This window comes from Mesorhizobium sp. LNJC405B00 (assembly GCF_000502615.1).
Lineage (GTDB): Bacteria > Pseudomonadota > Alphaproteobacteria > Rhizobiales > Rhizobiaceae > Mesorhizobium.
The window spans coordinates 21,518-48,134 of record NZ_AYWC01000016.1 but is presented as its reverse complement, the minus strand read 5'-3'; the positions used below and the strand labels follow the sequence as shown (position 1 = coordinate 48,134).

Genomic DNA, 26,617 nt, shown 5'->3' with positions numbered 1-26,617 from the left:
AACGCGCAATTCGTCAACGATTACCGAGATAGGCGCCCTTGGTCAGCGGCACGCCATTGTGGCGCAGGATGTCGTAGGCGGTGGTCACGTGGAAATAGAAGTTGGGCATGGCGACATGCAGCAGATACTGCATGCCGGGCATCGAGGCTTCGCGCTGGCCAAACTTCAGTTCGACCACCCTTTCATCCGAACCATCGAATTCGGCGGCCGAGAATGACGCCAGCAGATCGAGCGTCTTGGTCAGGCGCGCCTGAAGCTCGGCGAAGGTCGCTTCATTGTCTTCGTATTTCGGCACCTCGCGACGGGCCAGCCGTGATGGCGCGCCCTTGGCGTGGTCGGTGGCGACCTGCACCTGCCTGGCCAGCGCGTACATGTCGGGCGCCAACCTCGCGGTCAAAAACACCTGCGGGTCGATCTTGCGCTCGGTTGCATTCTGTTCGGCCGCCGACAGCACGCCGGACAGCGCCTTCAGCCTGGCCGAAAACACCGGCACAGAGGCTTCATACATCGATAGTGTCACGTTCAAATCTCCATTGCGGCTGAAGCGCCGACGGCGGGACGTAGCGCCTTCCCGGAGGATTTTTCAAGCGTCACCACGTCGCCGCAATCGCTATGATAGACTCCTCCGTGGTGGAGATTCTCCGATGAGACGCGTCTTTCTGGCAGCGGCCGCCTTTTGCTCCCTTGCCGCATCCGGCCAGGCTGTGTTCGCCGACGATGAACCGGCAGCCGATGACCAGGCCCCTTACGTCGATGACAGGTCAGACGCCGCAGCCGTCATCCGCTCGCTCTACAGCGCCATCAACCGGCACGAATTCGCCCGCGCCTGGGCTTACTACGGCGATACCAAGCCGGCAAAGGATTTTGATACCTTCGTCAAGGGCTATGACGGCACCTACAAGGTCGACGTCGAAACCGGCGCCATTTCCGATGAAGGTGCGGCCGGCAGCATCTATTACAGCGTTCCTGTCGCCATCCGCGCCACCGACAAGGACGGCAATGAAGCGGTCTTCGCCGGCTGCTACACGCTGCGCCAGGTCAGCGCTCAGATCCAGGCCCCGCCGTTCCGACCGATCTTTATCGACAAGGGCGCGCTGAAGCCGTCCAAGGCCGATTTCGAGGAGGCGCTGCCGCCAAGCTGTGGTGACGGGCCGCCGCCGCCGAAGAAGGACACCGCACTCGAGCACGTGAAGAAACTGTTCGCCGCCGATTATGGCGATCAGTGTGACAAGCAATTTCTCGGCGAGGAGCCGAACATCTTTTCGATCAAATACAAGGCAAAGGACGCGGCTGCCAGCGATCCCGACAAGGAAACGCGGCTTTTCGAGTTCTACTGCCAAGCGGTAGCCTATAACGCAAGTTCGGTCTACTACATGACCGACGAAGTATCGGGCGTGCGGCAGTTGCAGTTCACCGAGCCCGAAATGGATATCCGTTACGAGAACAATGACAGCGACGGCAAACTGCTGGGCATGGATATCATCGGCTTCCGCACCACCGGCTGGGCGGCCAATTCCGAATATGACGAAGACGCCAAGACGCTGACCACGTTCAACAAATGGCGCGGCATCGGCGACGCCTCGGACAAAGGGATATACCTGTTCCGTAACGGCGATTTTTCCCTCGTCCAATATGATGTGGACGCGTCTTACGATGGCGAGGAGAACCCGCAGACGGTGGTCGACTACAACACCGCGCCGTAGGGATCTTATCAGGAACCGCCGCGCTCAAGCAGTCCTTCACATTCGCCTTCTCGTTTCAGGCCGGGAACGCATCGGCCGGAAGAAGGCGCGAATGTCCTCGACCAGAAGACTCGGTTCCTCCAGCGCAGCGAAATGGCCGCCTCGCGGCATCGATGTCCATCGCTGAACGTCAAAGACCCGCGCCACCCAGGATCGAGGCGGCATCGGCAACTCGCGAGGGAAAAGCGCTACCCCAAATGGCGGCGAAACGCGTTCCAGCGTCTCGAACGCAAGAGGGAACAGTCGATTCTCCTTGTAGAGCCGCAAGGACGAGGTGAGCGCGTTGCTGAACCAATAGAGCGAAACATCCGTAAGGAGCGTGTCCATGCCGAAGGTGCGCTCCACGTCACCGTCGCAATCGCTCCAGCTACGGAACTTCTCGATCATCCAGGCTGCGAGACCGATCGGCGAGTCTGTCAGCGCATAAGCAAGCGTCTGAGGCTTCGTGCCCTGCAGATGGGCATAGGCGCCCTCCGTTGCCGTCCAGGCCGCGGCCTTGTCCAGGAAGGCCTGCTCCTCAACGGTGACAGGTGGCAGACCTGCACCCAAAGGTGGCCGATAGCTCCCGGGAATGTAATTGACGTGGACGCCAAGCACGCTTTCGGAATGGAGCCGTGCCATCCAGGCGGAAACGCCCGCGCCGATGTCGCCTCCTTGGGAAGCGAAGCGGTCGTAGCCGAGCCCGCGCATCAACTGTACCCATAACTCCGCGATGCGGCCGGAATGGAAGCCTGGTTCCGTCGGCGCCTGGGAAAAGCCGTATCCGGGCAAGGAGGGAACTACCACGTGGAAAGCGTCGGCCGGGTCACCACCATGGGCAGCTGGGTCTGCCAACAATGGAATGACGTGTTCCATTTCGATGAACGAGCCGGGCCAGCCATGCGTCATGATCAGCGGCAGCGGCGCCGGTCCGTTGCCTGGCTGGTGGACAAAGTGGACATCTAGGTTGTTCAGCCTCGTCAGATATTGCGGCAGCCGGTTCAGCCGCGCCTCTTGCACTCTCCAGTCGAAGCGGTCTCGCCAGTAATCCGCAAGGCGCTTGATGAATGGCAGGTCGGCCCCATCGTTCCAGCCCGCTTCGCTTAGCGGAATTGGCCATCGTGTTGCGCTAAGCCGGCGCTGCAGATCTTCAAGTTGTTCGTTCGGAATTTGGATCTTGAAGGGGTGAGCGTCCATCGCTGTGCTTCCGATCTGTTGGATGATATCAGCCTACCCCAATAAGGATATCGGCCGAACCATGATCGCCAAAACCAACGGGCACCCCTGGGCGATATGCCTCAGGGCGCCTTCGACAGCATCCAGTTCAGCGTTTGGCGCCAGTCGACCATGCGGATCGGCGTGCCATGGGTGCCGGTCTCGAACCGGACGAACCGGGTCGGATAGGCTTTCGAGTTCGCAGTGATGGAGCGGAAGAAGGCCTCCTGCTTCTCCACGGGAAAGACCGGATCCTTGCTGCCTTGGCCGAAGAACACCGGCACATGGCGCCTGTAGGCCGGGCTCGACAGGAAACTGTCATCCCATAGCGAGCCGAGCAGCAGCAGCCCGTTGATGCGCCGTCCCGTATCGTTGCGGCCGGCCAGCTTCCAGCACAGCGCACCACCCATCGAGCCGCAGGCGACGAAAATCTTGGCGTCCGGCGAGGCCTCGGCATAGTGGACGATCAGCGCCGCGACCTGGGCCGCGCCCTTGTCGCCGAAATCGGTGAAATCGGGTGAGAGATAGAGGCCGCCATTGCCGGCCATCAGGTTCTTGATGCGGTTGAAATTGCCGCCGAAGGTGAAGTCGTCGACGCCCTGCTTGCGGCTGCCGCCCTGCCCGTGCAGGTAAAGCACGATGATGCCGGCGCCCTCGGTCTTGCCGACGGCGACATGCCTGACATCGCCGGCATCGGTTTTCAGCATCAAATCCCGCTGCACCTTGCGCACGCCGGTGTCGGTATACTTAGCCTGCACGCGCTTTTCCGGCACCTCGTCGCGGTCGTTGATGTCGCGCGTCTCGCGATAGTCGATGACGGTGTAGGCGCCTTTGTCCGTGGACGAGAGCGTCGCCGGATAGGCGAAGAGGTCATCCTTGTAGGGTTTTAGTTCGAGCGCGTCGGCGTGGGCGGCAGAGAACAGGAAAAAGAGCGAAATCAGAAGGCTATGGAGCGCGGCCGCCCCCCTCTGGCCTGCCGGCCATCTCCCCCTCAAGGGGGGAGATTGGATATCACGCCGCCTTCCGCCAATCTTCAAAGCTGCAGGATAGACGCCGCCATCGAGGCTGCTGATCTCCCCCCTTGAGGGGGAGATGGCCGGCAGGCCAGAGGGGGGTAGAAGCGCTGAGGCAAGTAAAGAGAGAGCCATGCTAAAGGCATGCGTTTTTCGGCTTCGCTTTGTCAATCCTGCAGCACGCCGCCGGCGTCTTCGAGCGCCTCGCGGGTGTCGACGTCGACCGACGCGCCGTCGCCGATCTCGACGTCGATGACATCCAGTCCCTCGGCCTCGACCAGATGGCGGGCGCCGGTGTCGCCCTCGAGGTGGGCGATGCCTCCAAACAGCGCGCGTGGCAGCAGCACCGGATTGCCGCGGCGGCCGTCATGGGCGGCACGCACCACTGAGCGGCCGCCGTCCCTACGGAAGGCCTCGATCAACCGGTCGAGATCGGCCGATGAGATACCCGGCATGTCGCCGAGGACGATCATGGCGCCGGCCGCCTCGGCTCCAACGCGGGCAATGCCGGCTTTTAGAGACGAGGACAGGCCGTCGGCAAAATCCGGATTGTCGGCGAAGATCACGTCGAGGCCGGTCAAGGCTTGGTGCACCCGCTCACGCTGGTGGCCGGTGACGACAACGGTGCTGGTTGCCTTCGAGGCCAGTGCGCGCTCGACTGTCCGGCGCACCAGCGGTTTGCCGTCGAACAGCGCCAGCAGCTTGTTTGGTCCGCCCATGCGACTGGAACGCCCAGCGGCCAGAAGCACAAGGTCGACCTTCAACCCGGCAGGCACCGGCTCGCGCGGCTGCGGCCTGGTCGGGATTTCTATCAAGAGGCCGCCAACTCCCATGCCGGCAATGTCCTTGGCTGTGACGTCGAGGCCGGCGATCAGCCTGTCGAGCACCCAATCGAAACCGTTCTCCTTGGGGCTGCGGGCGCAACCGGGCGCGCCGATGACGCGCTTGCCGTCGAGCGTGCCCAGCACCAGCAGATTGCCGGGATCGACGGGCATGCCCGCGCGGATCACCGTGCCACCTGCTGCCTCGATCGCCGCCGGAACGACATCGTTGAAGTCGCTCATCGCCGAGGCGCCGAAGATCACCACCATGTCGTTGTCGCGCGCCAGCGCGGCCGCGGCCTCGGCTACAGGCGCGATCTCGTGCGGCGTGCGGCGCTCCGTCGTCAGCCGACCGCCGGAGCGTGCCAGCCGGGCCTCGGTGACGCGCAGCGTCTTGTCGAGCACGCTGGCCTTGATGCCGGGCAGCATCGTCTGAATCACGCCGATGCGCACCGGCCGATAAGCGTTGACGGCGAAGATCTCGCCGCCGGCGCATATCTTTGTCACCGCATCGACAAGGGCCGAGGCAACGGCGAACGGGATGATCTTGACCGTCGCGACCATCTGTCCCTTCTCGACAGGTGCGTGCTGCGCCAGCGTGGCAATGGTGATGGTCGGGTCGACCGTGTTGATAGCGTCGATCATGGCGGCATCGACGGTGAAGAGACCGGCGGCCTTGGCATGGAGGTTGACGCGGCCGGTCGCGGCAGGTTTTGCCTCGATGTTGCGGTGGGCCATGCTGGCAGCAATCTTTTCGGCCGCCGCATCCTCGCTGAGGTCATCGGCGGCAAGCACCGCCACGACGATCTCGGTAATGCCGGCCGCCGTCAGCACCGCCACGTCCTGCGTGCTCAGCCTGTGCGCCTTGCGGAAACGCCGCTCGCCCGCCGTCGTGGCATGCGCCAGCACCGCGCCTTGCGCCTGGTCGATTGGAACCGGACCGAATCTCACGCCGCAGCGCCTTTCGATTCCAGCCCGCGCGAGCGAAAGGCGTGGATCGTCTGCGCCATGATGGCGACGGCGATCTCGGCCGGGCTCGCCGCGCCAATGTCGATACCGATCGGTGCGTGGATGCGGGCGATCTGGTCGGCGCTGGCGCCGAGCGCCAGCAGGCGCTCGACGCGCCTGGCGTGTGTTTTGCGGCTGCCGAGTGCGCCGACATAGAAACAGTTGGCGTCGAGCGCGGCCTTCAGTGCGAAATCGTCGATCTTCGGATCATGGGTGACGGCGGCGAGCGCCGTATAGCTGTCGAGCGGCTGGCGTTTCAGCACATCCTCCGGCCATTCGGCATGCAGGGCTACATCGGGAAAACGGTCCGGGGTGGCGAAGGCGGTGCGCGGATCGACGATCTCCAGGGGATAGCCGGCGATCCTGGCCATCGGCGCCAGCGCCTGACTGATATGGACGGCGCCGACTACCACCAGGCGCGGCTGCGGCAAATGCGCGTTGAGGAAGAAGGTGCGCCCTTCAGCCTCGACCGAACCCGAATTGCCGGTGCGGAAAGCCTTGGCGATCGCTTGCCCGAGATCGCCGGCAACCTGGTCGCCTTCTCGCACGATGCGGTCGCGGCCGTCGCCGAGATCGGTCACCAGGATCGCCGCACGGCGGGCACGGCGTTCGGCATTGAGGGCTTTGAGAGCGTAGGGATCCATGCCTAACCGAGCCGCTCCACATAGACTTTGATGCGGCCGCCGCAGGACAGGCCGACCTGCCAGGCGGTTTCGTCGGCAACGCCGAACTCCAGCATCTTCGCTTTCCCCGAGTCGATGACGTCCATCGCCTCGCTCACCACGGTACCCTCAACGCAGCCGCCCGAGACCGAGCCGTGAAAATTGCCTTCGGCGTCAATGACCAGATGACTGCCGGCCGGCCTCGGCGCCGAACCCCAGGTCTCGACCACAGTGGCGATGGCGACATCCTTGCCGTCCTTCATCCAGCCTTCCGCGATGATCAAGGGGTCGCGGGCCTCATCGAGATAGATGCTGTTGTCCATGATCGCTTGCCTCAAAGTCTGTTTTTCTCTGGGAGCCTGTTTTTCGGAATCCAATATGGCTATGCGGCGCGCCTGACACCAGCGTCCAGCCAGCGACGCGGATCGACCGAAGCGGCCGATTTCTTGTCCAGCGAGGCGCAGAGGTCGGCCAGCGCATCGAGATTGTGTACCGAGCGGAACTCGTCGACATGAGGCAGCATCGCTCTGACGCCGCGGGCGCGGGCCTCGAAACCGTCGAAGCGCAATAGGGGATTCAGCCAGATCAGCCGCCGGCAGGATTTGTGCAGGCGATCCATCTCCTCCGACAGGCCGGCGACATCGTCGCGCTCCAGCCCGTCGGTGATCAGCAGCACCACCGCGCCCTGCCCGAGCACGCGGCGTGACCAGTGCTTGTTGAACTCCGCCAGCGTATCGCCGATGCGGGTGCCGCCCGACCAGTCCTTCACCGCCGCCGAGCAGTCGGCAAGGGCGGCATCGGGGTCGCGATGGCGCATCTGCCGCGTGAGATTGGTCAGTCGCGTGCCGAAGACGAAGGTGTGCACGCGCCGCCGTTTTTCGGTCAGCGCATGCAGAAAGTGCAGGAAGATGCGCGTGTACTGGCTCATCGAACCGGAGATATCGGCGAGAACCACCAGCGGCGGATGCACTTCGCGGGCTGAGCGGAATTTCGGCAGGATCAGTTCGCCGCCGGTGCGCGCGGCCGAGCGCATCATGGCGCGTGGATCGATACGGCGGCCATGCAGGTCTGCCTNTCAGTTCGCCGCCGGTGCGCGCGGCCGAGCGCATCATGGCGCGTGGATCGATACGGCGGCCATGCAGGTCTGCCTTGAAGCGTCGGGTACGGACCATGTCGAACGGCAGCCGCAGCCGGGCAATCGCCTTCTTGGCGTCTGCCATCTCGTCGGCATTCATCTGGGCAAAGTCCTTGCCGCGCAGCACTTCATTCCCGGAGAAGGTTAGCCGGGCGTCGACCTCGATCTCCGGGATTTCCCTGACCGGCCGATTCTTCTCGTGGCCTTCGAACATGGCCTGGCTGACGCGGTTTTCTGCCGCGCGCGGCTTTTGCTTCTCCTTGGTGTCGGGCGCCACAGGCGAGAACATCGCCAGAAGTTTCTCGATCAGCTCGCGCGATTTCCAGAACAGCCGGAAGGCTTCGTCGAAAACAGGGTGATCCTCGTGCCGCGACACCAGCACGGCATGCAGCGTCCAGTAGAAATCGTCGCGCGAACCGATGCCGGCTGCCAGCACCGCCTCGATCCCATCCTTGACCGAAGCCGGCCCGACCCGCATGCCGGATTTGCGCAAGGTGCGGGCGAAATAGACGATGTTGTCGGCGATGCGCCCGTCTTCCGTCGCCTCTCTGGGGTCGGTCTCTTTGGGGTAAGCACCCGGCGCCTTCACTGCCCTACTCCGCCGCCGCCAGTTCGGCCTTGACCTCATCGAGGATGCGCCGGCCCTCGCCCGCGCCGATGCGGGCAATGTCGTCCTGGTATTTCAACAAAACGCCGATCGTGTCGGAGACGGTTTCGGGATCGAGCGCCACCTTGTCGAGTTCGGTCAGCGCGCCGGCCCAGTCGATGGTTTCGGCGACACCCGGCGCCTTGAACAGCTCGACCCGGCGCAGCTTCTGGATGAACGACACCACTTCCGCGGAAAGTCGGCTGTTGGCCTGCGGCACCTTGCGGCGCACGATCTCCAGCTCGCGCTCGGCATTGGGATAGTCGACCCAGTGATAGAGGCAGCGCCGCTTCAGCGCGTCGTGGATTTCGCGGGTGCGGTTGGTGGTGATGATGACGATCGGCGGCTCCTCCGCCTTGATGGTGCCGAGCTCAGGCACCGTCACCTGGAAGTCGGACAGGATTTCGAGCAGGAATGCTTCGAAAGCCTCGTCGGTGCGGTCGAGCTCATCGATCAGGAACACCGGGGCCGCACCCGCCTTGCCGGTCAGCGCATCGAGCACCGGGCGGCGGATCAGGTATTTTTCGGAAAAGACATTGCGCTCCATGTCGGAGCGGTCGACCGAGCCTGCCGCCTCCTCCATGCGGATCTCTATCATCTGCGCGGCGTAATTCCACTCATAGACAGCGGACGAGACGTCGAGCCCTTCATAGCATTGCAGGCGGATCAGCCGGCGGCCGAGTGCCTGCGCCAGCACCTTGGCGATCTCGGTCTTGCCGACGCCGGCCTCCCCTTCAAGGAACAGCGGCCGCTGCATGCGCAGGGACAGGAACAGCACCGTTGCCAGCGAGCGGTCCGCGACGTAGTCCGCGCCGGTCAGGAGATCGAGCGTTTCGTCGATCGTCCGCGGCTCGGGGCGCGGTTTCAGCTCGGTCATTCTTTCTCCGTTGCCGCCTCTGCTCCGCTCTGCAGCACGTGGTAGTCGCGGGCGTGGTAGATCAGCGGCCGCAAATTATCGCCCATGCGCAGGCCTGTCACCTTGCCAAAAAGCACACGATGGGTGGCGAGATCCTTGGTGTCGATCAATTCGCAGTCGAAAACCGCAAGAGCGCCCTTCAGGGTAGGCGCGCCCGTCGATATGACATCCCACTCGCCAAGCGCGAAACGCTCATCGGCCGACAGCCCGGTCAGGCCTGAAAACGCCACCGATAGGGGCTGCTGGTGCGAAGCCAGCGTGTTCAGCGCAAACCGGCCGTTTTGCATGAACAGCTCGTTCTTGGCATTCTCGCGGTTGAGACAGACGAGAACCGTCGGCGGCGTGTCCGACACCGAACAGGCGGCAATCACCGTCGTGCCGCGTTTGCCGGCGGCCCCTTCGGTGGTCACCACATGGACATGGCCGGCAAAATGCGCCATCGCGTCGCGATAGGCCTGGGGCCCTATGTCGTTCAACTTCAACACCGATGATTTTCCATAAGCGGGAATCCAAGCGTTATATATGGCGGCACACAATAGGCCACAAGCGAAGTGCTTGACGCCAATCCGCAAATTCCCGTGTTGCGCCTGGGGCGGGCAGCCTTTAGGTCTTGCGGAAGAGACGCTGGAAGCATGCGACCGGCACGGAGGAATTCGTCGTCAGAATGCGACCCCTAACAGCTGTAATAGCGGCACTGCTCTGGCTGCTGCCGGCAAGCGCCGGCGCGCAGACTTTGCTTGTCGGCGTCGCCGCACCCCTGTCCGGTCCGTCGGCGATCCTGGGCAAGCAGATTGAGGCGGGTGCTGCCCTGGCAGCAGAAGCCAACGGCGCCGAGATCAGGACGGTCGACGATGCCTGCACAGCCGATGGCGGCGCCGCCGCCGCGAGGGAGTTCGCGGCGGCGAAGGTCAAGGTCGTCGTCGGCTTCCTCTGCACCGAGGCGATCCAGGCGGCGCTGCCGATCCTCAAGGACGCTGACATACCGGTCATCACCGTTGGCGTGCGCACCGAAAGCCTGACCGATCGCCGCGCCAAAACCGGCTGGCCGGTCTATCGGCTGGGGCCGCGCGGCGATGACGAGCGCAATGCGGTGGCCGCCATCCTGACCCGGCTGTGGCAGAGCGAATTGTTCGCCATCGTCGATGACGGCACCATCTATGGCCGCGAAATCGCCGAGACGCTGCGCGCCGCGGCCGAACAGGCGGCGCTGAAGCCGGTCTTCACAGACACGTTCCGGCCCCAGCTCGACAACCAGATCGGGCTGATCGGCCGGCTGAAGAAGGCGGGCGCCACGCATGTCTTTGCCGGTGGCGACGGCGACGACATCGCCATTATGGGCCGCGACGCCGGCCAGCTCGAGGCCGGCATTGTCTTTGCCGGCGGCGAGAATTTGCGCACGCCACCCGGCGATGTGCCTTACGCCGTCGGCACGCTGATGATCGCGCCGCCGGAATGGGCCGATGTCGCCGATCCCAAGGTGCTGGCGGCGTTTACGGCCAAAAACATCGCGCCTGATGGCTATTCCTTGCCTGCCTATGCGGCGGTGGAGATCGCCAAGACGGCCTCGGCGGTGTCCGAGGGCTCCGGCAAGGGGCTGGCCGAGGCGCTAACCGGGCACGATTTCACCACCGCGATCGGCCCGCTGCGGTTCGACGACAAAGGCGATCTGAGCCAAAACGTCTATCGCGCCTTCCGCTTCGACGGGACGCGTTTCGTGCCGGCGGAGACGAACTGATGTTTCGCACCGGGCCGCGCAATCTGATCACCGATGTCGCCGGCCTGCGCGTCGGCAACGCGTCGGACGCCAAGCTGAAATCGGGCGTCACCACCGTATTGTGCGACGAACCGGCGGTCGGTGGCGTGCAGATCCTCGGCGGCGCGCCGGGCACGCGCGAGACCGATTTGCTCGAACCGCACAATTCCATCGAGGCGGTTCACGCCGTCGTGCTTTCGGGCGGCTCGGCCTTCGGCCTCGACGCCGCATCGGGCGTGCAGGCGGCGTTGCGTGAAAAAGGCGTTGGCATCGATGTCGGCGGCTTTCGCGTGCCGATCGTGCCGGCGGCGATCCTGTTTGACCTGCGCAATGGCGGCGACAAGGATTGGGGCCGTTATCCTCCCTACCGCGACCTCGGCTACGAAGCAGCTCAGGCGGCAACAGTCGACATTCCGCTCGGCACAATCGGCGCCGGCACCGGGGCGCTGAGTTCCGGGCTGAAGGGCGGCCTTGGCTCTGCCTCGACTGTGCTCGACAGCGGCGTCACCATCGGCGCACTCGCCGCCGCCAACCCGACCGGCTCGGTAACGATCGCGCGGACCCGCTATTTCTGGGCAGCACCCTTCGAGATCGGCGATGAATTCGGAGGCCTCGGCTATCCCTCGCCGATGCCGGACGACGCCAGGCGGATCCTATTGAAACACCGCGACAAGCGTGTCGGTGGACAAGCCGAGGCCGGTGGCAACACCACCATCGCCGTCATCGCCACCGATGCTGTGCTGACCAAGGCGGCAGCCAAGCGGCTGGCCATTTCAGCGCATGACGGCTTCGTGCGCGCCATCTGGCCGGTGCACACGCCGGCCGACGGCGATCTGGTGTTCGCGCTGGCGACGGGGAAGAGCGGCATAGAACTCAGCGCCGACGATGCCGTCGATTTCTTTGCCGCCGCCGGCGCCACCATGGCGCGCGCCATCAGCCGCGGCATCCATGCCGCGACGCCGGCCGATGGCGATCTGTTTCCGGTGTGGTCGTCGCGCTGACTTTCAGTCAGGTCGGGTCGGACTCCTCTTCCTCGAAGCTGACCGCGACATCCGAATTCGCCGACAGCCAGACTTTCTGGCCCTCGACCTCGGCAAGCAGGCTCAAGGGAATGTAGTGGTGATGCCCCTGATGGGCGCCCTCGCCGCTGTCGGCCTTGGTCAACTTGATCCGCTCGCCATCGACCCTGTCGACGGTGCCGATGTGAACGCCGTCGGCGCCGACCACTTCCATATGCTCGCGAATCTTGCTGGCCTCAGTCATGGGGTGTTCTCCTTTTGAAAACGATCGACGATAACAAACAGAGGCGAAATTGGATGCATCGCCTTTTGAATAGCACGATGTTTTGACTGTCTCGTGATAGGGAACGATCGAACCACGGCAGGCGGAGCGGAACCCCGATGCGAAATCTCGTCCTGATTGGCGTTTGCCTGCTGGTCCATCTGGCATCCGCCATGGCCGCCCGAGCGGGCGATGTCGCCGAGCTTGAAATCCTCGGCTTCAGCAAGGATGGCAGCGTCTTCGCCTTCGAGGAATATGGTGTGGCAGACGGTTCGGGCTTTCCCTATGCCAATCGCTACTACATCAACACCGCCGACGACACGTTCCTGAAGGGCACGCCAATCCGGGTCCGGCTTGAGGATGAGACCGCCTCGCTCGAGGCGGCCCGTCAGCAGACCAGGCAGAAGGGGGAAGCCGTCGTTGTGCAGGCCGAACTCACCGCAAACCGCGGCATCACCGCCGGCTTCAACCCGGTGACCGAATTGTCGGCCGACCCGATCCGCATGGTGGTGAACCCACGGCCGATCTTTTCGCCGGTCGACCCGCCGCTGGAATTCCGGCTGGACGAGATCGGCATGAATGACACCGAAAGCTGCCAGAGCCAGGGCGAGGTCAACGGTTTTCGCCTGCTGCGGATCGAGGCCAGGGATGGCGGCCAGACCCATCTGCTGCATGAGGATAAATCGATCCCGAAAAGCCGTGGCTGCCCGAACGGCTACAGGATCGGCGCGGTGCAGACATTTTCGATGGACGGCATCAGCGCCTATGCGGTGCTGATCGCGGTGCGCCAATACGGCTTCGAAGGGCCGGATTTTCGCTGGATCGCCGTGACCGGACGCCTGTGACATCGCTCGATCAATCCAGTTGGCGCAAGCGCGCCGGAAATCGCGTCAGCCGCGCCGTACCATCGACGGGCACGGCGCTTGTCGGCGCCTTGCTGTGGGCGATGGCCATGGGCGCCAGCGCGCTGACCGGTCTTTGGCTCGACAATTGGGAGACCCCGGAAAAGATCCGCTTCGTCGCCCTGCTGTTTGCGACCGGCGCGGCATTGGCCTTTCCCGTCGGGTTGTTCGCGGCGCGGCTGGTCTCGCTCGACCGGCATTGGGAGGTGGCGTTCGCCGCCGCCTTCGTCTGCCTGCTTGCCACGACGCTCGCCTTCACCGGCGGGTTGTTTGCGCTGCAATACCGCTCCTATTATGCCGAATGGCACGCGGAGGCCTTCACCGCCCGGTGGGCGTTCGAACTGGTCTTCACCTCGCTGACGGCGCTCTACCAGTTCGTGGTGCTGGGTATCAGGCTCTATTTTCCGCTCGGATTCATCGCGCTTGCCGCCGCCAGCGTGTGGTTTGCACGCCAGCAGCGTTGAGCATTCGGTCCGCCTCTGATAGGAGGCGCACTTAACCACCGACATATCAGGACTGACGGATGATCCCTCGCTATTCCCGGCCGGAAATGGTCGCCATCTGGTCGCCGGAAACCCGCTTCCGCATCTGGTTCGAGATCGAGGCCCATGCCTGCGATGCGCTGGCCGAGCTCGGCGTCATCCCCAGAGAAGCCGCCAAGACCATCTGGGAAAAAGGCGGCGCCGCCCAATTCGACGTCGGCAAGATCGACGAGATCGAGGCCGTCACCAAGCACGACGTCATCGCCTTCCTCACCCATCTCGCCGAATTCGTCGGGCCGGATGCGCGTTTCATCCACCAGGGCATGACCTCATCGGATGTTCTCGACACCTGCCTTGCGGTGCAGCTCAGCCGCGCCAGCGATATTTTGCTGGCCGACCTCGACGGCCTGCTCGCCGCGCTGAAGCGCCGGGCCTTCGAGCACAAGGACACCGTCACCATCGGCCGCAGCCACGGCATTCATGCCGAGCCGACCACGTTCGGCGTCAAGCTGGCGCAGGCCTATGCCGAGTTCTCACGCTGCCGCGAGCGGCTGGTGCACGCACGGGAGGATATTGCCACCTGCGCCATATCGGGCGCGATCGGCACCTTCGCCAACATCGATCCCTATGTCGAAGAACATGTGGCGAAAAAGCTTGGGCTGAAGCCGGAGCCGGTGTCGACGCAGGTCATCCCTCGCGACCGCCATGCCATGTTCTTTGCCACGCTCGGCGTCATCGCCTCGTCGGTCGAGCGGCTGGCGACCGAGATCCGCCATCTGCAGCGCACCGAGGTGCTGGAAGCGGAAGAGTATTTTTCGCCGGGCCAGAAGGGCTCGTCGGCAATGCCGCACAAGCGCAACCCGGTGCTGACCGAAAACCTCACCGGCCTTGCCCGCATGGTGCGCTCCATGGCCTTGCCGGCGATGGAGAATGTCGCGCTCTGGCACGAGCGCGACATTTCGCATTCCTCGGTCGAGCGCATGATCGGCCCGGACGCCACGATAACACTCGATTTCGCGCTGTCGCGGTTGACCGGCGTCATCGACAAATTGCTGGTCTATCCCGACAACATGCTGAAGAACATGAACAAGTTCCGTGGCCTTGTGCATTCGCAGCGCGTGCTTTTGGCGCTGACGCAAGCCGGCGTCAGCCGCGAGGACGCCTACCGCCTGGTGCAGCGCAACGCCATGAAGGTATGGGAACATGGCGCTGATTTCCTTGACGAATTGTTGGCCGACAAGGAAGTCACCGCAGCGCTGCCCGAAGCCGAGATCCGCGAGAAATTCGACCTGGGCTATCACACCAAGCATGTCGATACGATCTTCAAGCGGGTTTTCGGATAGGATCTTCCATGCGGCTGGCTGTCCTTTCCGACATCCATGGGAATCTGCGCGCGCTTGAGGCGGTTCATGCGCAGATCAAAGACGCTTCTCCCGACATAATCGTCAATCTGGGCGATTGTCTTTCCGGGCCGCTATGGCCGGAAGAAACCGCGCAATATCTGATGGCGCAGAATTGGCCGACCGTGCGCGGCAATCACGACCGTGTGCTGGTCGAGCTGCCTGCTTCCGGGTTGGAAGACGTCGATGCTTTCACTCACCAACGCCTGTCCCAGGCGTCATTGACCTGGCTCTCGGCATTGCCGGTCGCCCTGTCGCCTGCCCCGGACATCCTGCTTTGCCACGGCAGCCCGAGTGACGACAACGTGTTCCTGCTCGAGGAAGATGGAGGCAGCCACTTCCACCCGTCCAATGAAAAGCAGATCAGGCACAAGCTCGGCAGCGCCGGCGCCGGGCTGACCTTGTGCGGCCATACACATACGCCACGCGTTGTGCGCTTGTCGGACAACCGGACAATCCTCAATCCGGGCAGCGTCGGCGTCCAGGCATTCCCCGGCCTGACCGTGACCGGCAGTCCGCATGCCCGCTACGCCATCGCGACGCGCAAGGACGGACAATGGTCGTTCAGCCATCACGTGGTCAATTATGACTGGACCGAAGCATCCGGCCGCGCCACGGCGACCGGATTCGACAACTGGGCGCATGGGCTGCTGACGGGCTACGCCCCCAATTCCTTGTAAGAACCGAGCGGGCGCTCAGCCGGCGGCGCCCGGCACGGTGCGGATCACCGTGCCCCACGGATCTTCCCGCGTGGTTTCAGCGGTTGTCTTGTCCGAGCGCATCTCGACCCAGGCCAGCCCTGAGCGGGACGGATCGCGGCGCCCGGCGCCGGCGCTGTGCCACGAATTGCCACCGATATGATGGTGGTAGCCTCCCGACGACAGGAACACCGCCTGCCCTCCATACTTAGCGACCGTGTCGAAGCCAAATTCGTCGTGCCACCAGGCCTCGGCATCTTCCGGCCGGCCGACGCGCAGATGGACATGGCCGATAATGCTGTTTTGCGGCGCGCCCTGCCAGCCGGCGTCACCGGCCGGCACGCTGCCAACCACGGCGGCCAGATTCAGCCGCTCGGTCGCCATGGCGATCTTGTCGCCGTTCCACTTCCACTCCTGCGGCAGACGGTCCCTATAGATTTCAATGCCGTTGCCTTCGGGGTCGGTCAGGTACAAAGCCTCGCTGACCAGATGGTCGGAGGCGCCCTCGATGCGGATCTTGTTGGCGGCGGCATGGTTTATCCAACGGCCGAGATCGGCGCGGCTGGGCAGAAGGAAAGCGGTGTGGAAAAGGCCGGCGCTGCGCGGATCGTCGGGCTTGGCCGCTGCGTCAGGCTCGATGACCAGCAGCGGGCGCTCGGCAGCGCCCAGCGTGATGGCGCCATCGGCGCGGCTCAATTCCTGCAGGCCGACAACAGCCCGGTAGTAATCGGCAAGTCCTTCGGCGTCGCGCGCCTTCAGGCCCACGCGTGACACGCTGACGGGGGTCGTCGCGGCAAAAGGCAGTTCGCTCATAAAACTCTCCGTTCAGCGCATTATCCCAGGCCGCGCCACCAGTCTATTCTGTCGTCCATCTCTTCCTGCCTCAAATCGTCGATCCTGATCGTTCACACAAGATGGAAAGAATCGAACAGGTTGTTCACAATTGTGATGCACCGCATGCGTCAGCGCGGGTTGCACGAGACACGGCCGCTCGCTATCTCAGCGCCATGAAAGTCAAAGACGCAGATATTCTGATCGTGCCGGGCTACACCAATTCCGGCCCTGAACACTGGCAGACACGCTGGCAGTCGAAACTGTCGACAGCGCGTCGGGTCGAGCAGGCGGAGTGGTCGAAGCCGGTGCGCGAGGACTGGACGACGAGCGTGGCGAACGCCGTCAACCAGGCCGAGCGGCCGGTGGTGATCGTTGCCCATTCGCTCGGTGTGGCGGCCGCGGTGCAGGCCATTCCGCAGTTCAGGAAGCCGGTCGCCGGTGCGTTCTTTGTCGCGCCGCCCGACGTCGCCAACCCGGAGATAAGGCCGCGTCACCTGATGACCTTTGGCCCCTATGCACGCGAACCGCTGCCCTTCCCGTCCATCGTCATCGCCAGCCGCAACGATCCGTTCTGCGCCTTCGAGGTTGCCGAGGACATTGCCGCTGCCTGGGGTTCGCTGTTCATCGATGCCGGCGAAACCGGTCACCTCAATGAGGATGCCGGCTTCGGCCCGTGGCCGGAGGGGTCGATGACCTTCGCGAAGTTCCTGACCGACCTCAAGGCCTGACCGGGCAAGGCACCACGCCTCAGCCCTTGATCGAATCGTTCATGCTTTTGATGAGTGTCTTTGCGCCGAGCGAAATCAGCGTATGGTCCGAGCCCATCGCCAGCAGCCGGTAGCCCATCGCCACGACGCGGCCGGCAATCGCCGGCTCAACGACGTAGATCGCCGCATGCTTGCCCGCCTTGCGCGTCCGCTCGGCGATGGAGGCGACGGTTTCCATCATGCTTTCCAGCGTCGAATTGACGGTGGCGCCATTCGACCAGGCGATGGAGAAATCCGATGGGCCGAGGAAGATGCCGTCAATGCCCGGCGTGTCGAGGATGCCGTCCAGCGCATCGAGTGCGGCGCGCGTTTCGACCATGGCAAAGGCCATGGTGCGTTGATTGGTGTCGCGCAGCCATTCGGCGTGGTCGCCTTTGCCATGGCGCGGAAAAGCATAGGTCGGGCCCCAGGAGCGCTCGCCCATCGGCGGATATTTCATCGCCGCGGCAAAGAGTTTTGCATCGGCCACCGAATTCACCATCGGTGCAATCACCGCCTCGGCACCGAAATCGAGGGCGCGGCTGGCCATGTCGAAGCGGCCGACCGGAATGCGCACCAGCGCCGGCTTGTTGGCGGCCAGCACCGGCACCAGGCCGCGCAAGACCGAGGCTTCGTGGTGTCCGCCATGCTGCATATCGAGGGTGACGGCGTCAAAACCCTGCTTGGCGATGATTTCGACCGTCAAACCGTCCGGAACGCCGGACCAGGCGGTGAACAGCGTTTCATCCGCCGCCAGGCGTGACTTCAGGGACATGGGTGCTTTCCTCGTTGGGTAGAGCCTTGTAACAGGCCTACGCACAGTTTCAGCCGGAAAAGGCTGAAAGGCAAAGAAAAACCGCCCGGCTGAGCCGGGCGGTCGATTGGTCCAGTCATTCCAGGTTTGTCGCAGGTTCTGTCACAAATCGCAGAACGCTTTTGCGGAACCTGTTTCGGTCCGATCAGGTGTTCTTGATCTGCTCGATCGCCTGCGCCATCAGTTCGTCCATGGTGCGGCGGATCTGGTGATCCGACTGGTCGACGCCGGCGGCGTCGAAATCCTTGCGGATCTTGCGGAATACGTCGTGATCGCCGGCTTCCTCGATGTCGGAAACCACAACTTCCTTGGCATAGGCGTCGGCGTCAGTGCCGGACTTGCCCAGCTTTTCGGCTGCCCACAGGCCAAGCGCCTTGTTGCGGCGTGCCGAAGCCTTGAAGCGAAGTTCTTCGTCGAAGGCGAATTTGCGCTCAAAACCCTCTTCGCGGTCTTTCATGCTGCTCATGGCTTCCCTCCGATGAAATCGATTCGCGTTGGCGATGGATATGTGTGTTGCCGCAGCACAAACCAAAAGGGCGCGGGCCGGTCAATATGCTACATCACTTGCTGCGCTGCGGCATTTCATTCCTGAAAGCAGTCGATGGAAAGGATTTGCCGATTGAGCAAACGCTGTGATTGGGATAGACCCGGCATTGAACCCCACCCGTCGCCGCACCAATTTAGGCAGACGGACAGGAACTGGTCGCTTGCCGCCTGCCCGCAAATCCAGAGAAAAATCAGATGAAAAATCGCCGCCGCATTTATGAAGGCAAGGCCAAGATCCTCTATGAGGGACCGGAACCGGGCACACTTATCCAGTTCTTCAAGGATGATGCGACCGCATTCAACAAGAAGAAACATGAGGTCATCGACGGCAAGGGTGTGCTCAACAACCGCATTTCCGAGTACATCTTCAACCATCTGAACCGCATGGGCATTCCGACCCACTTCATCCGCCGGCTCAACATGCGCGAGCAGTTGATCAAGGAAGTCGAGATCATTCCGCTCAAAGTGGTGGTGCGCAATGTCGCCGCCGGCTCGCTGTCCAAGCGCCTCGGCATCGAGGAAGGCACCGTTCTGCCGCGCTCGATCATCGAATTCTATTATAAGGCCGATGCGCTCGACGATCCGATGGTGTCGGAAGAGCACATCACCGCTTTCGGCTGGGCAAGCCCGCAGGAGATCGACGACGTCATGGCGCTGGCCATCCGCGTCAACGACTTCCTCTCCGGCCTGTTCATGGGTGTCGGCATCCAACTCGTGGATTTCAAGATCGAATGCGGCCGCCTGTTCGAGGGCGACATGATGCGCATCGTCGTTGCCGACGAGATATCGCCGGATTCGTGCCGGCTGTGGGACGTGGCAACGCAGGACAAGCTCGACAAGGACCGTTTCCGCCGCGATATGGGCGGCCTCGTCGAAGCCTATCAGGAAGTTGCCCGCCGCCTTGGCATCATGAACGAGAACGAGCCGCCGCGCCCGACCGGCCCGGTGCTCGTCGCCTCGACCGATGGCCTCAAAGGCAAGCCGCACTAAGTCTTCATTTCTTGACGCAATTCCGGACGAAAAACCGCTTCAGACTTTTCCTGGAATTGCTAAGTCTTCGAACAGGAACCTGTCCAGCATGATCAAGGCCCGCATCACCGTCACCCTCAAGAACGGCGTGCTCGACCCGCAGGGAAAAGCCATAGAGCACGCTCTGTCCGGACTGGGGTTCGGCGGCGTCGGCCAGGTGCGGCAGGGCAAGGTCTTCGACCTCGAGCTCTCGGAGACCGACAAGGCCAAGGCTGAAGCCGATCTGAAAGCCATGTGCGACAAGCTGCTGGCGAATACGGTGATCGAGAATTACGCGGTGGAGATCGCTTGATATGAAATCAGCTGTCGTTCTTCTCCCCGGCCTCAACCGCGACCGCGACATGATTGCGGCGCTGACCAAGATCTCCGGGCAGGCGCCGGCGACCGTCTGGCAGACCGACACCGAAATCCCTGATGTGGACCTGATCGCCATTCCCGGCGGCTTCTCGTTCGGCGACTATCTGCGTTGCGGCGCCATTGCGGCGCGCATGCCGGTCATGCGGGCGGTGGCGGAAAAGGCGGCCAAGGGCGTCATGGTCATCGGCGTCTGCAACGGGTTCCAGATTCTGGTCGAGGCTGGCCTTTTGCCCGGCGCGCTGATGCGCAATGCCTCGCTGAAATTCGTCTGCCGGGAGGTGAAGCTCGAAATCGCGAACGCCAACACCATGTTCACCCGCCGCTACCAGCCGGGTCAGATCATCCGCACGCCGGTGGCTCATCACGACGGCAACTATTTCGCCGACGCCGACACGCTTGCCCGTCTCGAAGGCGAAGGACAGGTGGTGTTTCGCTATGCCGAAGGCAGCAATCCCAATGGCTCGATGAACGACATTGCCGGTATCGTCAGCGAGAAGGGCAATGTGCTCGGCCTGATGCCGCATCCCGAAAACCTGATCGAGGCAGCGCATGGCGGAAGCGACGGCCGCGCTCTGTTCGAAGGCGCGCTCGGCATCGCCGCCTGATATCTCAAAATTACTTTCAAAAACGCGGGGGCGGTTGACCATGAGACTGACGATTGTTCGCCTAGGTCCCCTGGCTGCTGCCGGCTTGGCGTTGGCGTCCTGCCAGTCCAGCCCGAAGAGCGCGCCGGTCCCCACGGGCAAGAGCGCTTCGCTGCTGGCCATGGAGCAGGTGGCGATATCGGCCCACAAATGCTGGATCGCCAGCAAGGATCCCGCCTTCAAATCCTATCAGATGGCCAATGAGCTGAATTCGTTCAGCGGCACGCCCCGCTTCCTGCTGGTGCCGGCCAAGCATTATGGCGGCAAGCCGCTGCTGGTCGTCCAGGCGCAAGGCAATTCCAGCCGCGTCGACGTGTTCGGTCCGCTGATGGATGATCCGCTCGGCGCGCGCATCGGATCCGACATTGCGCGCTGGCAAACGGGCAACCCCTCCTGCAACGCGGCCGCCTGACGCCATGGGCCGCTTCCTGCAGTTTGCGGGATTGATCATCGGTCTGGCCGGGCTTGTCCTGCAAGCGTGCATCACCATCCCGGCATCGATGGAAGCCGGCCGCAGTTTTCTCGGCTCCATCGTCTTTCTGTTCAGCTTCTTCACCATCCTGACCAACATCGGTGCGGTGCTGGTCCATGTCTCGCTGCTGTCGCCTTCGGGCTACGCCTGGCTGCCGGCCTTTGCCGGGCCGCGGATGCGGGCGGGCGTGGCGGCTTCCATCGCCCTGGTCTTCATCGTCTACGCGACAGTTCTGGCGCAGCTCTGGCAGCCGCAGGGGCTGTTCCTGCTCTGTGACGTGCTGCTGCACTATGTGACGCCGGTGCTGTTCGTGCTGTGGTGGCTTGTTGCAGGCGCTGACGGCAGGACACGCTGGAGCGACATTTCGTGGTGGATGGCCTATCCGATCGCCTATCTCGCCTATGCGCTGGCGCGCGCACCGATCGCAGGCGAAGTGCCCTACCCGTTCCTCGACGTTGCGAAAAACGGCGCGGCCAACGTCGCCCTTGCGGCGCTGGCCGTCACCGGTGTTTTCCTGGTGCTGTGCATCCTCGCCGTGCTTGCCGATAAGGGCGTCTCACGCATAAGAACATCCGGCGCGCGCCGCTGACCGGGCTCCGGGTCAGTCCCAGAATCGCCTGATGCCTTCGCGGTGAGCGTCGTCACGCGACACACCGATGTCCCTGAGCTGCTCGTCGGTCATTTCGAGCAAAGCCAGGCGGCCGCGACGGCGCTCGATCAGCACGTCGATCCATCGCGCCAGCGATCTGACCACATGCACGATCCGGCCGACAAAGCCTCGCCGGCTGGACGGGCGCGGCCCGACCAATTCAATGCCCGCGCAGCGGATTGTCTCGATTGTATCCATTGTCTTACTGCCAACCTTGCAAATTGTACCCATCTTGGTACGGTTCTGATATGCATTGACACCCGATCTGGTGCAATATACAGAATTGTCACCATGACAAATTGGCTCCCTGACCTCACCATCGGTTCCGGCCCGCTTTACCAGCGCCTTGCCGACAGCATCGAGTCGGACATCGACAAGGGCGTCATCGATGCCGGGGCAAAATTGCCGCCGCAGCGCGATCTCGCCTATGATATCGGCACGACGGTCGGCACGATCGGCCGAGCCTATCAGCTGCTGCGCGAGCGCGGCCTGGTGAGCGGCGAAGTCGGACGCGGGACCTATGTGCTGGCGCAGCAATCGGAAGCGTCACCCGAATTCGCCGAGCCTGCCGTGCAAGGCACGCGCTATGTCGATGCGCCGCCCGGCAAGCTGCGTTTCGACAGCACTGCCGCGCCCGACATCGGCCAGGGCGCCATTGTCGCCGACATGCTCTCGCGCACGGTGCAGGATCACCCGCACGAGATTTCGAGCTACACCAGGGATTTTCCGGAGCGCTGGTTCGAGGCCGGCGCCCGCTGGCTGTCGCGCGATTCGTTCCGTCCGGCTGCTGAAACCATCGTTCCCACGCTGGGCACCCATGCCGCGGTGATGGCGGCGATCGCGGCGCTGACCACGCCGGGCGACTATGTCGTCTTCGAGCACCTCACCTATTCGCAGATCGCCCGCAGCGCCGGGCTGATAGGGCGGCGCATAGCACTGGTGGCATCGGACGAAGAAGGCCTCGATCCCGAGGATTTCGAACGCGTCTGCGCGCAAAAGCACCCGAAGATGATCTTCCTGATGCCGACGGTGCAGAACCCGACGCTGGCGATCCTGTCGGTTTCGCGCCGCGAGGCGATCGCCCGCGTCGCGCGCGCGTACAATGTCATCGTCATCGAGGACGATCTCTATGGCGGCCTGACCGAAGATCCGACGCCGCTCATTGCCGAATATGCGCCCGAGCGCACCATTGTCGCCGGCGGTCTGTCGAAATCGGTCGCGGCAGGTGTTCGCGGCGGCTGGCTCTCCTGCCCGCCCGCCTATCGCCATCGCATCCGCGTCGCCCACAAGATGATGACCGGCGGGATGCCGTTCCTGCTGGCGGAGGTGAATGCGCGGCTGGTGCTGTCTGGGCAGGCTGGCGATATCCGCAAACGCAGCATTGCCGAAATTGCCGCCCGCATCGCCATCGTGCGCGAGACACTGGCGGGTTTCGCCTTCAAGTCACACGGCAGCGTGCCCTTCGTCTGGCTGACGCTGCCCGATCCCTGGCTGTCCGGCACGTTCAGGAGCGCATGCCTCGAAAATGGCGTGCTCCTCGACGACGAGGACGAGTTCAAGGCGGGGCGTTCCGAGCAGGTTTTTCACGGCGTGCGTTTCGGCGTCTCGCAGCCAAGGCGGCGCGAGGACATCACCGGCGGCGTCGCGGTGATCCGGCGGCTGCTGGAGGAAGGCCGCGCCGGCTACGACAGTTCGTCCTGACTGGGTCCTCCTGTATCCCGATCTTCGGGTTCAGCCCTCTGCCTTGAAGTTTTTGGCTTCCTTTGCGCCCTTGTCCTTGCCGTGCTTCGCGGCCAGGTCCTTGGCCTGCTTGGGCGAAACGTCGGTGGTCTCGGCAATATGCATGGCCTCTTTGTCGGAGAGGCGATTGTCTTTCTTGCCTTGCTTGGTGGCCATGTCGAAATCTCCTGATTGGTTTGAGGCCTAACGGCCGGGATGCCATAGCGTTCCCCAACGGCGCCCCGCTACCATCGTCGCCTTGTGTTTTCCGGCGTTTTTCGTCATCCGATGGGGTGTATCACGCCAAAGCTTGCGATATGAGGGGACTCAAATTCCCCTCTCCCATGGACACCAATCGCCGCCCATGACCATTTCCAATTCCGTGCCGATCACCCCGGAACTCATAGCCGCGCATGGGCTGAAGCCCGACGAATACCAGCGCATCCTCGATCTGGTCGGGCGCGAACCGAGCTTTACCGAACTCGGCATCTTCTCGGCGATGTGGAATGAGCACTGCTCCTACAAATCCTCGAAGAAATGGCTGCGCACGCTGCCGACCACCGGGCCGCAGGTCATCCAGGGTCCGGGCGAGAATGCCGGCGTGGTCGATATCGGCGATGGCGACTGCGTCGTCTTCAAGATGGAGAGCCACAACCATCCCTCCTACATCGAGCCCTACCAGGGTGCGGCGACCGGCGTCGGCGGCATATTGCGCGATGTCTTCACCATGGGCGCGCGGCCGATTGCGGCGATGAATGCGCTGCGCTTCGGCGCACCCGACCATCCCAAGACCAGGCACCTTGTCAGCGGCGTGGTTTCCGGCGTCGGCGGCTACGGCAATGCGTTCGGCGTGCCGACGGTCGGCGGCGAGGTCAATTTCGACGCCCGCTACAATGGCAACATCCTGGTCAACGCCTTTGCCGCGGGCCTTGCCAAGACCGATGCGATCTTCCTGTCGGAAGCCAAGGGCGTCGGCCTGCCGGTCGTCTATCTCGGCGCCAAGACCGGCCGCGACGGTGTCGGCGGCGCCACGATGGCCTCGGCCGAGTTCGACGACAAGATCGACGAGAAGCGCCCGACCGTGCAGGTCGGCGATCCCTTCACCGAAAAATGCCTGCTCGAAGCCTGCCTTGAGCTGATGGCGTCCGGCGCCGTCATCGCCATCCAGGACATGGGTGCGGCCGGCCTCACCTGTTCGGCGGTCGAGATGGGTGCCAAGGGCGACCTCGGCATCGAGCTTCACCTCGACCAGGTGCCGGTGCGCGAAGAGCGCATGAGCGCCTATGAGATGATGCTGTCGGAGAGCCAGGAGCGCATGCTGATGGTGCTGCGCCCCGAGAAGGAAAAGGAAGCCGAGGCGATCTTCCACAAATGGGGGCTCGACTTCGCCATTGTCGGCAAGACCACCGACGATCTGCGCTTCCGCGTCATTCACCAGGGTGACGAGGTCGCCAACCTGCCGATCAAGGACCTTGGCGACAAGGCGCCGGAATATGACCGCCCCTGGGTCGAGCCGAAGAAACCTGCGGCGCTTGCCGCCGGCGATGCGCCGAAGGCCGATGTCGCCGACGCGCTGCTGAAACTGCTCGGCGGGCCGGACCTGTCGTCGCGGCGATGGGTATGGGAGCAATACGACACGCTGATCCAGGGCAATTCGCTGCAGCTTCCCGGCGGCGACGCCGGCGTGGTGCGCGTCGAAGGCCATCCGACCAAGGCGCTCGCCTTCTCCTCCGACGTGACGCCGCGCTATTGCGAGGCGGACCCGTACGAAGGCGGCAAGCAGGCGGTGGCCGAATGCTGGCGCAACCTGACCGCCACCGGCGCGCTGCCGCTGGCGGCCACCGACAACCTCAATTTCGGCAATCCGGAACGGCCCGAGATCATGGGCCAACTGGTCGGCGCGGTGAAAGGCATTGGCGATGCCTGCCGGGCGCTCGGGTTCCCGATCGTGTCGGGCAATGTCTCGCTCTACAATGAAACCAATGGCCAAGGCATCCTGCCGACGCCGACCATCGGCGGCGTCGGGCTGATCGCCGACTGGTCGAAGATGACCCGTATCGGCTTCGCCACCGAGGGCCAGATGATCCTGCTGGTCGGCGCACCCGCAAGCTGGGGCAGCCATCTTGGCCAGTCCGCCTATTTCAGAGACATTCACGGTCGGACCGACGGGCCGCCGCCACACGTCGACCTCGCGCACGAAAAGCGCGTCGGCGACCATGTGCGCGCGCTGATCGCGTCGGGCGTCGTGACCGCGGCGCATGACCTTTCCGATGGCGGCTTGGCGATAGCCCTGGCCGAAATGGCGATGGCGTCCGGCATCGGCGCCACCATTCCGGGGCTCGCCGGCACCGACCCGATCCCGGTCTGGTTCGGCGAAGACCAGGGCCGCTACCTGCTGACGCTGTCCGTCGATCCGCAGAGCAAGGAATGGGACGCCATCCGCGAGGAACAGAGCAAGCTCGGCATCTTTGCGCCATGGATCGGCTCGACCGGTGGAAACGAACTGAAGCTCGGCGATGCCAGGGCGATCCCGGTCAGCGAATTGACCGCCGCCCACGAAGGCTGGTTCCCGAACTTCATGGACAAGTCCATTTGACCAGCCTGGCAGCCCGGACGCTGATCGCAGTCGTCTTCTGGCCGTCGCTGTTCTTCTTCTGGTTCCTCGGGCCGTTCGTCTTTTTCCTGCTGTCGACGACCTCGAGCGAGGTCTGTCCGCTGCTGGAAAGGCGTGACCAGTTCATTGAGGCGGCCAATGGCACACTGCAGATGCTGGCCTTGCAAAGTCTGATCTATGCGATCCCCATCGTCTGCCTGGTGCTGTGGAGCCGCCTTTTGCCGAACCCGGCGCGCGCAAGGCATGTCGCCACCTGCATCAAGCTCTTTGCCATTGCGGTCATTACCGGCGCGCTGTGGGAATACGGGTCATCGCTGATCTGCGACGGCTATGGCCAACCATTCTTTTCGCCCTTGTGGCAGATGACCAGCTATCTCCCGATTATCAACCTGGCGCTCAACATCCCGCTCTATGTCCTGGTGTTCAGCCTTGGCCGGGGGTTCTCGACCCGCGACGACATTACCGAAGATGGTGTGGTTCACCCGCGGCAGGATGGCCCTTAGACACTGCGTCGCCGACAGAACGGCTTCAACCCGGACC

31 protein-coding genes and 1 pseudogene are annotated in these 26,617 nt (G+C 63.4%); 17 read left to right on the top strand and 15 right to left on the bottom strand.

What is annotated here, in order from left to right; genetic code table 11:
* Positions 1-13: 13 nt before the first annotated feature.
* Positions 14-520 (bottom strand): DUF1993 family protein, encoded by a 507-nt coding sequence (locus X756_RS141280; protein WP_023739373.1) that lies wholly within the window; start codon positions 518-520, stop codon positions 14-16.
* 124 nt (positions 521-644) lie between these two features.
* Here X756_RS141280 and X756_RS141285 point away from each other — a divergent pair, with 124 nt between their 5' ends.
* On the top strand, positions 645-1,703 hold the full coding sequence (locus X756_RS141285) for a DUF1176 domain-containing protein (protein ID WP_023731179.1): 1,059 nt from the start codon (positions 645-647) through the stop codon (positions 1,701-1,703).
* Positions 1,704-1,739: 36 nt separating this feature from the next.
* Here X756_RS141285 and X756_RS141290 read toward each other — a convergent pair whose 3' ends face one another.
* From X756_RS141290 to X756_RS141320, 8 genes and pseudogenes are all read right to left on the bottom strand, one after another.
* Positions 1,740-2,918: an epoxide hydrolase family protein gene (locus X756_RS141290; RefSeq protein ID WP_023731178.1), complete on the bottom strand. Its 1,179-nt coding sequence runs from the start codon at positions 2,916-2,918 to the stop codon at positions 1,740-1,742.
* Positions 2,919-3,019: 101 nt separating this feature from the next.
* Positions 3,020-3,931 carry a phospholipase gene (locus X756_RS141295; protein ID WP_023731177.1) on the bottom strand — a complete coding sequence of 304 codons (912 nt, stop codon included), beginning with the start codon at positions 3,929-3,931 and terminating at the stop codon, positions 3,020-3,022.
* 185 nt (positions 3,932-4,116) lie between these two features.
* Positions 4,117-5,721, bottom strand: a complete 1,605-nt coding sequence (locus X756_RS141300; RefSeq protein ID WP_023731176.1) for a molybdopterin-binding/glycosyltransferase family 2 protein — start codon at positions 5,719-5,721, stop codon at positions 4,117-4,119.
* Positions 5,718-6,422 carry an XdhC family protein gene (locus tag X756_RS141305; RefSeq protein WP_023731175.1) on the bottom strand — a complete coding sequence of 235 codons (705 nt, stop codon included), beginning with the start codon at positions 6,420-6,422 and terminating at the stop codon, positions 5,718-5,720. Before X756_RS141305 ends, X756_RS141300 begins: the two co-directional genes overlap by 4 nt.
* Before the next feature lie 2 nt (positions 6,423-6,424).
* Positions 6,425-6,763, bottom strand: coding sequence for an XdhC family protein (locus X756_RS141310; RefSeq protein ID WP_023669077.1), 339 nt, complete (start codon positions 6,761-6,763; stop codon positions 6,425-6,427).
* Between the two features lie 59 nt (positions 6,764-6,822).
* Positions 6,823-8,164: pseudogene (locus X756_RS01000000165960) on the bottom strand (VWA domain-containing protein).
* A 4-nt stretch (positions 8,165-8,168) separates the two neighbouring features.
* The gene (locus X756_RS141315) at positions 8,169-9,098 is read right to left on the bottom strand and encodes a MoxR family ATPase (RefSeq protein ID WP_023731174.1); all 930 of its coding nucleotides are present in this window, start codon (positions 9,096-9,098) and stop codon (positions 8,169-8,171) included.
* The gene (locus X756_RS141320) at positions 9,095-9,622 is read right to left on the bottom strand and encodes a flavin reductase (protein WP_031239320.1); all 528 of its coding nucleotides are present in this window, start codon (positions 9,620-9,622) and stop codon (positions 9,095-9,097) included. The genes X756_RS141315 and X756_RS141320 overlap by 4 nt, the downstream gene beginning before the upstream one ends.
* Positions 9,623-9,801: 179 nt before the next feature.
* On the opposite strand from X756_RS141320, the gene X756_RS141325 reads away from it, so the two are divergent.
* Together X756_RS141325 and X756_RS141330 are read left to right on the top strand one after the other, a co-directional pair.
* The gene (locus X756_RS141325) at positions 9,802-10,872 is read left to right on the top strand and encodes a branched-chain amino acid ABC transporter substrate-binding protein (protein ID WP_023731172.1); all 1,071 of its coding nucleotides are present in this window, start codon (positions 9,802-9,804) and stop codon (positions 10,870-10,872) included.
* Positions 10,872-11,891 (top strand): P1 family peptidase, encoded by a 1,020-nt coding sequence (locus X756_RS141330; RefSeq protein WP_023731171.1) that lies wholly within the window; start codon positions 10,872-10,874, stop codon positions 11,889-11,891. Before X756_RS141325 ends, X756_RS141330 begins: the two co-directional genes overlap by 1 nt.
* Positions 11,892-11,898: 7 nt before the next feature.
* Here the strand turns inward: X756_RS141330 and X756_RS141335 are convergent, their stop codons facing one another.
* On the bottom strand, positions 11,899-12,153 hold the full coding sequence (locus tag X756_RS141335) for a DUF2171 domain-containing protein (protein ID WP_023669083.1): 255 nt from the start codon (positions 12,151-12,153) through the stop codon (positions 11,899-11,901).
* A gap of 137 nt (positions 12,154-12,290) precedes the next feature.
* Between X756_RS141335 and X756_RS141340 the strand changes: the two genes are divergently transcribed.
* The 4 genes from X756_RS141340 (at position 12,291) to X756_RS141350 (ending at position 15,635) form a co-directional block, all read left to right on the top strand.
* Positions 12,291-13,016, top strand: coding sequence for a DUF2259 domain-containing protein (locus X756_RS141340; RefSeq protein ID WP_023731170.1), 726 nt, complete (start codon positions 12,291-12,293; stop codon positions 13,014-13,016).
* A gap of 101 nt (positions 13,017-13,117) precedes the next feature.
* Positions 13,118-13,537 carry a hypothetical protein gene (locus X756_RS01000000165955; RefSeq protein WP_245261354.1) on the top strand — a complete coding sequence of 140 codons (420 nt, stop codon included), beginning with the start codon at positions 13,118-13,120 and terminating at the stop codon, positions 13,535-13,537.
* Between the two features lie 59 nt (positions 13,538-13,596).
* The gene (purB, locus tag X756_RS141345) at positions 13,597-14,898 is read left to right on the top strand and encodes an adenylosuccinate lyase (RefSeq protein ID WP_023731169.1); all 1,302 of its coding nucleotides are present in this window, start codon (positions 13,597-13,599) and stop codon (positions 14,896-14,898) included.
* An 8-nt stretch (positions 14,899-14,906) separates the two neighbouring features.
* A complete protein-coding gene (locus X756_RS141350) occupies positions 14,907-15,635 on the top strand; it encodes a metallophosphoesterase family protein (protein WP_023731168.1) in 729 nt (242 codons plus the stop codon).
* 15 nt (positions 15,636-15,650) lie between these two features.
* Here X756_RS141350 and X756_RS141355 read toward each other — a convergent pair whose 3' ends face one another.
* On the bottom strand, positions 15,651-16,466 hold the full coding sequence (locus X756_RS141355) for a VOC family protein (protein WP_023669088.1): 816 nt from the start codon (positions 16,464-16,466) through the stop codon (positions 15,651-15,653).
* Positions 16,467-16,660: 194 nt separating this feature from the next.
* On the opposite strand from X756_RS141355, the gene X756_RS141360 reads away from it, so the two are divergent.
* Positions 16,661-17,215 (top strand): alpha/beta hydrolase, encoded by a 555-nt coding sequence (locus tag X756_RS141360; protein WP_023731167.1) that lies wholly within the window; start codon positions 16,661-16,663, stop codon positions 17,213-17,215.
* A 19-nt stretch (positions 17,216-17,234) separates the two neighbouring features.
* On the opposite strand, the gene X756_RS141365 is transcribed toward X756_RS141360, so the two are convergent.
* A complete protein-coding gene (locus X756_RS141365; protein ID WP_023731166.1) occupies positions 17,235-18,008 on the bottom strand; it encodes an HpcH/HpaI aldolase/citrate lyase family protein in 774 nt (257 codons plus the stop codon).
* 184 nt (positions 18,009-18,192) lie between these two features.
* Positions 18,193-18,513, bottom strand: a complete 321-nt coding sequence (locus tag X756_RS141370) for a DUF1476 domain-containing protein (RefSeq protein ID WP_023669091.1) — start codon at positions 18,511-18,513, stop codon at positions 18,193-18,195.
* A 47-nt stretch (positions 18,514-18,560) separates the two neighbouring features.
* Between X756_RS141370 and X756_RS1000000170445 the strand changes: the two genes are divergently transcribed.
* The 6 genes from X756_RS1000000170445 (at position 18,561) to X756_RS141395 (ending at position 21,684) form a co-directional block, all read left to right on the top strand.
* Positions 18,561-18,683 (top strand): hypothetical protein, encoded by a 123-nt coding sequence (locus X756_RS1000000170445; RefSeq protein WP_280790911.1) that lies wholly within the window; start codon positions 18,561-18,563, stop codon positions 18,681-18,683.
* A 105-nt stretch (positions 18,684-18,788) separates the two neighbouring features.
* The gene (gene purC, locus X756_RS141375) at positions 18,789-19,583 is read left to right on the top strand and encodes a phosphoribosylaminoimidazolesuccinocarboxamide synthase (RefSeq protein WP_023731165.1); all 795 of its coding nucleotides are present in this window, start codon (positions 18,789-18,791) and stop codon (positions 19,581-19,583) included.
* Between the two features lie 88 nt (positions 19,584-19,671).
* Positions 19,672-19,914 carry a phosphoribosylformylglycinamidine synthase subunit PurS gene (purS, locus tag X756_RS141380; protein ID WP_023669092.1) on the top strand — a complete coding sequence of 81 codons (243 nt, stop codon included), beginning with the start codon at positions 19,672-19,674 and terminating at the stop codon, positions 19,912-19,914.
* Between the two features lies 1 nt (position 19,915).
* Entirely contained in the window at positions 19,916-20,584 is a 669-nt protein-coding gene (gene purQ, locus X756_RS141385; RefSeq protein WP_023711489.1) for a phosphoribosylformylglycinamidine synthase subunit PurQ, read from the top strand.
* Between the two features lie 40 nt (positions 20,585-20,624).
* A complete protein-coding gene (locus X756_RS141390) occupies positions 20,625-21,035 on the top strand; it encodes a hypothetical protein (protein WP_023669094.1) in 411 nt (136 codons plus the stop codon).
* A 4-nt stretch (positions 21,036-21,039) separates the two neighbouring features.
* A complete protein-coding gene (locus tag X756_RS141395; protein ID WP_023731164.1) occupies positions 21,040-21,684 on the top strand; it encodes a Pr6Pr family membrane protein in 645 nt (214 codons plus the stop codon).
* Between the two features lie 12 nt (positions 21,685-21,696).
* On the opposite strand, the gene X756_RS141400 is transcribed toward X756_RS141395, so the two are convergent.
* Positions 21,697-21,942 (bottom strand): DUF1127 domain-containing protein, encoded by a 246-nt coding sequence (locus tag X756_RS141400; protein WP_023700852.1) that lies wholly within the window; start codon positions 21,940-21,942, stop codon positions 21,697-21,699.
* Between the two features lie 93 nt (positions 21,943-22,035).
* Between X756_RS141400 and X756_RS141405 the strand changes: the two genes are divergently transcribed.
* Positions 22,036-23,445 carry a PLP-dependent aminotransferase family protein gene (locus tag X756_RS141405; protein ID WP_023697572.1) on the top strand — a complete coding sequence of 470 codons (1,410 nt, stop codon included), beginning with the start codon at positions 22,036-22,038 and terminating at the stop codon, positions 23,443-23,445.
* A gap of 30 nt (positions 23,446-23,475) precedes the next feature.
* Here the strand turns inward: X756_RS141405 and X756_RS1000000169505 are convergent, their stop codons facing one another.
* Complete coding sequence (locus X756_RS1000000169505; protein WP_023731163.1) at positions 23,476-23,640, bottom strand: hypothetical protein; 165 nt, start codon at positions 23,638-23,640, stop codon at positions 23,476-23,478.
* Positions 23,641-23,827: 187 nt separating this feature from the next.
* On the opposite strand from X756_RS1000000169505, the gene purL reads away from it, so the two are divergent.
* Together purL and X756_RS141415 are read left to right on the top strand one after the other, a co-directional pair.
* Positions 23,828-26,059 carry a phosphoribosylformylglycinamidine synthase subunit PurL gene (gene purL, locus X756_RS141410; RefSeq protein WP_023731162.1) on the top strand — a complete coding sequence of 744 codons (2,232 nt, stop codon included), beginning with the start codon at positions 23,828-23,830 and terminating at the stop codon, positions 26,057-26,059.
* A complete protein-coding gene (locus tag X756_RS141415; RefSeq protein ID WP_023669100.1) occupies positions 26,056-26,580 on the top strand; it encodes a hypothetical protein in 525 nt (174 codons plus the stop codon). The genes purL and X756_RS141415 overlap by 4 nt, the downstream gene beginning before the upstream one ends.
* Positions 26,581-26,617: the final 37 nt, after the last annotated feature.

Coding starts and splice junctions, on each gene's coding strand:
- X756_RS141285 (WP_023731179.1), top strand. CDS start 645: ATGAGACGCGTCTTTCTGGCAGCGGCCGCCTTTTGCTCCCTTGCCGCA.
- X756_RS141290 (WP_023731178.1), bottom strand. CDS start 2,918: ATGGACGCTCACCCCTTCAAGATCCAAATTCCGAACGAACAACTTGAA.
- X756_RS141305 (WP_023731175.1), bottom strand. CDS start 6,422: ATGGATCCCTACGCTCTCAAAGCCCTCAATGCCGAACGCCGTGCCCGC.
- X756_RS141310 (WP_023669077.1), bottom strand. CDS start 6,763: ATGGACAACAGCATCTATCTCGATGAGGCCCGCGACCCCTTGATCATC.
- X756_RS141315 (WP_023731174.1), bottom strand. CDS start 9,098: ATGACCGAGCTGAAACCGCGCCCCGAGCCGCGGACGATCGACGAAACG.
- X756_RS141325 (WP_023731172.1), top strand. CDS start 9,802: ATGCGACCCCTAACAGCTGTAATAGCGGCACTGCTCTGGCTGCTGCCG.
- X756_RS141330 (WP_023731171.1), top strand. CDS start 10,872: ATGTTTCGCACCGGGCCGCGCAATCTGATCACCGATGTCGCCGGCCTG.
- X756_RS141335 (WP_023669083.1), bottom strand. CDS start 12,153: ATGACTGAGGCCAGCAAGATTCGCGAGCATATGGAAGTGGTCGGCGCC.
- X756_RS141340 (WP_023731170.1), top strand. CDS start 12,291: ATGCGAAATCTCGTCCTGATTGGCGTTTGCCTGCTGGTCCATCTGGCA.
- X756_RS01000000165955 (WP_245261354.1), top strand. CDS start 13,118: ATGGCCATGGGCGCCAGCGCGCTGACCGGTCTTTGGCTCGACAATTGG.
- purB (WP_023731169.1), top strand. CDS start 13,597: ATGATCCCTCGCTATTCCCGGCCGGAAATGGTCGCCATCTGGTCGCCG.
- X756_RS141350 (WP_023731168.1), top strand. CDS start 14,907: ATGCGGCTGGCTGTCCTTTCCGACATCCATGGGAATCTGCGCGCGCTT.
- X756_RS141355 (WP_023669088.1), bottom strand. CDS start 16,466: ATGAGCGAACTGCCTTTTGCCGCGACGACCCCCGTCAGCGTGTCACGC.
- X756_RS141360 (WP_023731167.1), top strand. CDS start 16,661: ATGAAAGTCAAAGACGCAGATATTCTGATCGTGCCGGGCTACACCAAT.
- X756_RS141365 (WP_023731166.1), bottom strand. CDS start 18,008: ATGTCCCTGAAGTCACGCCTGGCGGCGGATGAAACGCTGTTCACCGCC.
- X756_RS141370 (WP_023669091.1), bottom strand. CDS start 18,513: ATGAGCAGCATGAAAGACCGCGAAGAGGGTTTTGAGCGCAAATTCGCC.
- purC (WP_023731165.1), top strand. CDS start 18,789: ATGAAAAATCGCCGCCGCATTTATGAAGGCAAGGCCAAGATCCTCTAT.
- purS (WP_023669092.1), top strand. CDS start 19,672: ATGATCAAGGCCCGCATCACCGTCACCCTCAAGAACGGCGTGCTCGAC.
- purQ (WP_023711489.1), top strand. CDS start 19,916: ATGAAATCAGCTGTCGTTCTTCTCCCCGGCCTCAACCGCGACCGCGAC.
- X756_RS141390 (WP_023669094.1), top strand. CDS start 20,625: ATGAGACTGACGATTGTTCGCCTAGGTCCCCTGGCTGCTGCCGGCTTG.
- X756_RS141395 (WP_023731164.1), top strand. CDS start 21,040: ATGGGCCGCTTCCTGCAGTTTGCGGGATTGATCATCGGTCTGGCCGGG.
- X756_RS141400 (WP_023700852.1), bottom strand. CDS start 21,942: ATGGATACAATCGAGACAATCCGCTGCGCGGGCATTGAATTGGTCGGG.
- X756_RS141405 (WP_023697572.1), top strand. CDS start 22,036: ATGACAAATTGGCTCCCTGACCTCACCATCGGTTCCGGCCCGCTTTAC.
- X756_RS1000000169505 (WP_023731163.1), bottom strand. CDS start 23,640: ATGGCCACCAAGCAAGGCAAGAAAGACAATCGCCTCTCCGACAAAGAG.
- purL (WP_023731162.1), top strand. CDS start 23,828: ATGACCATTTCCAATTCCGTGCCGATCACCCCGGAACTCATAGCCGCG.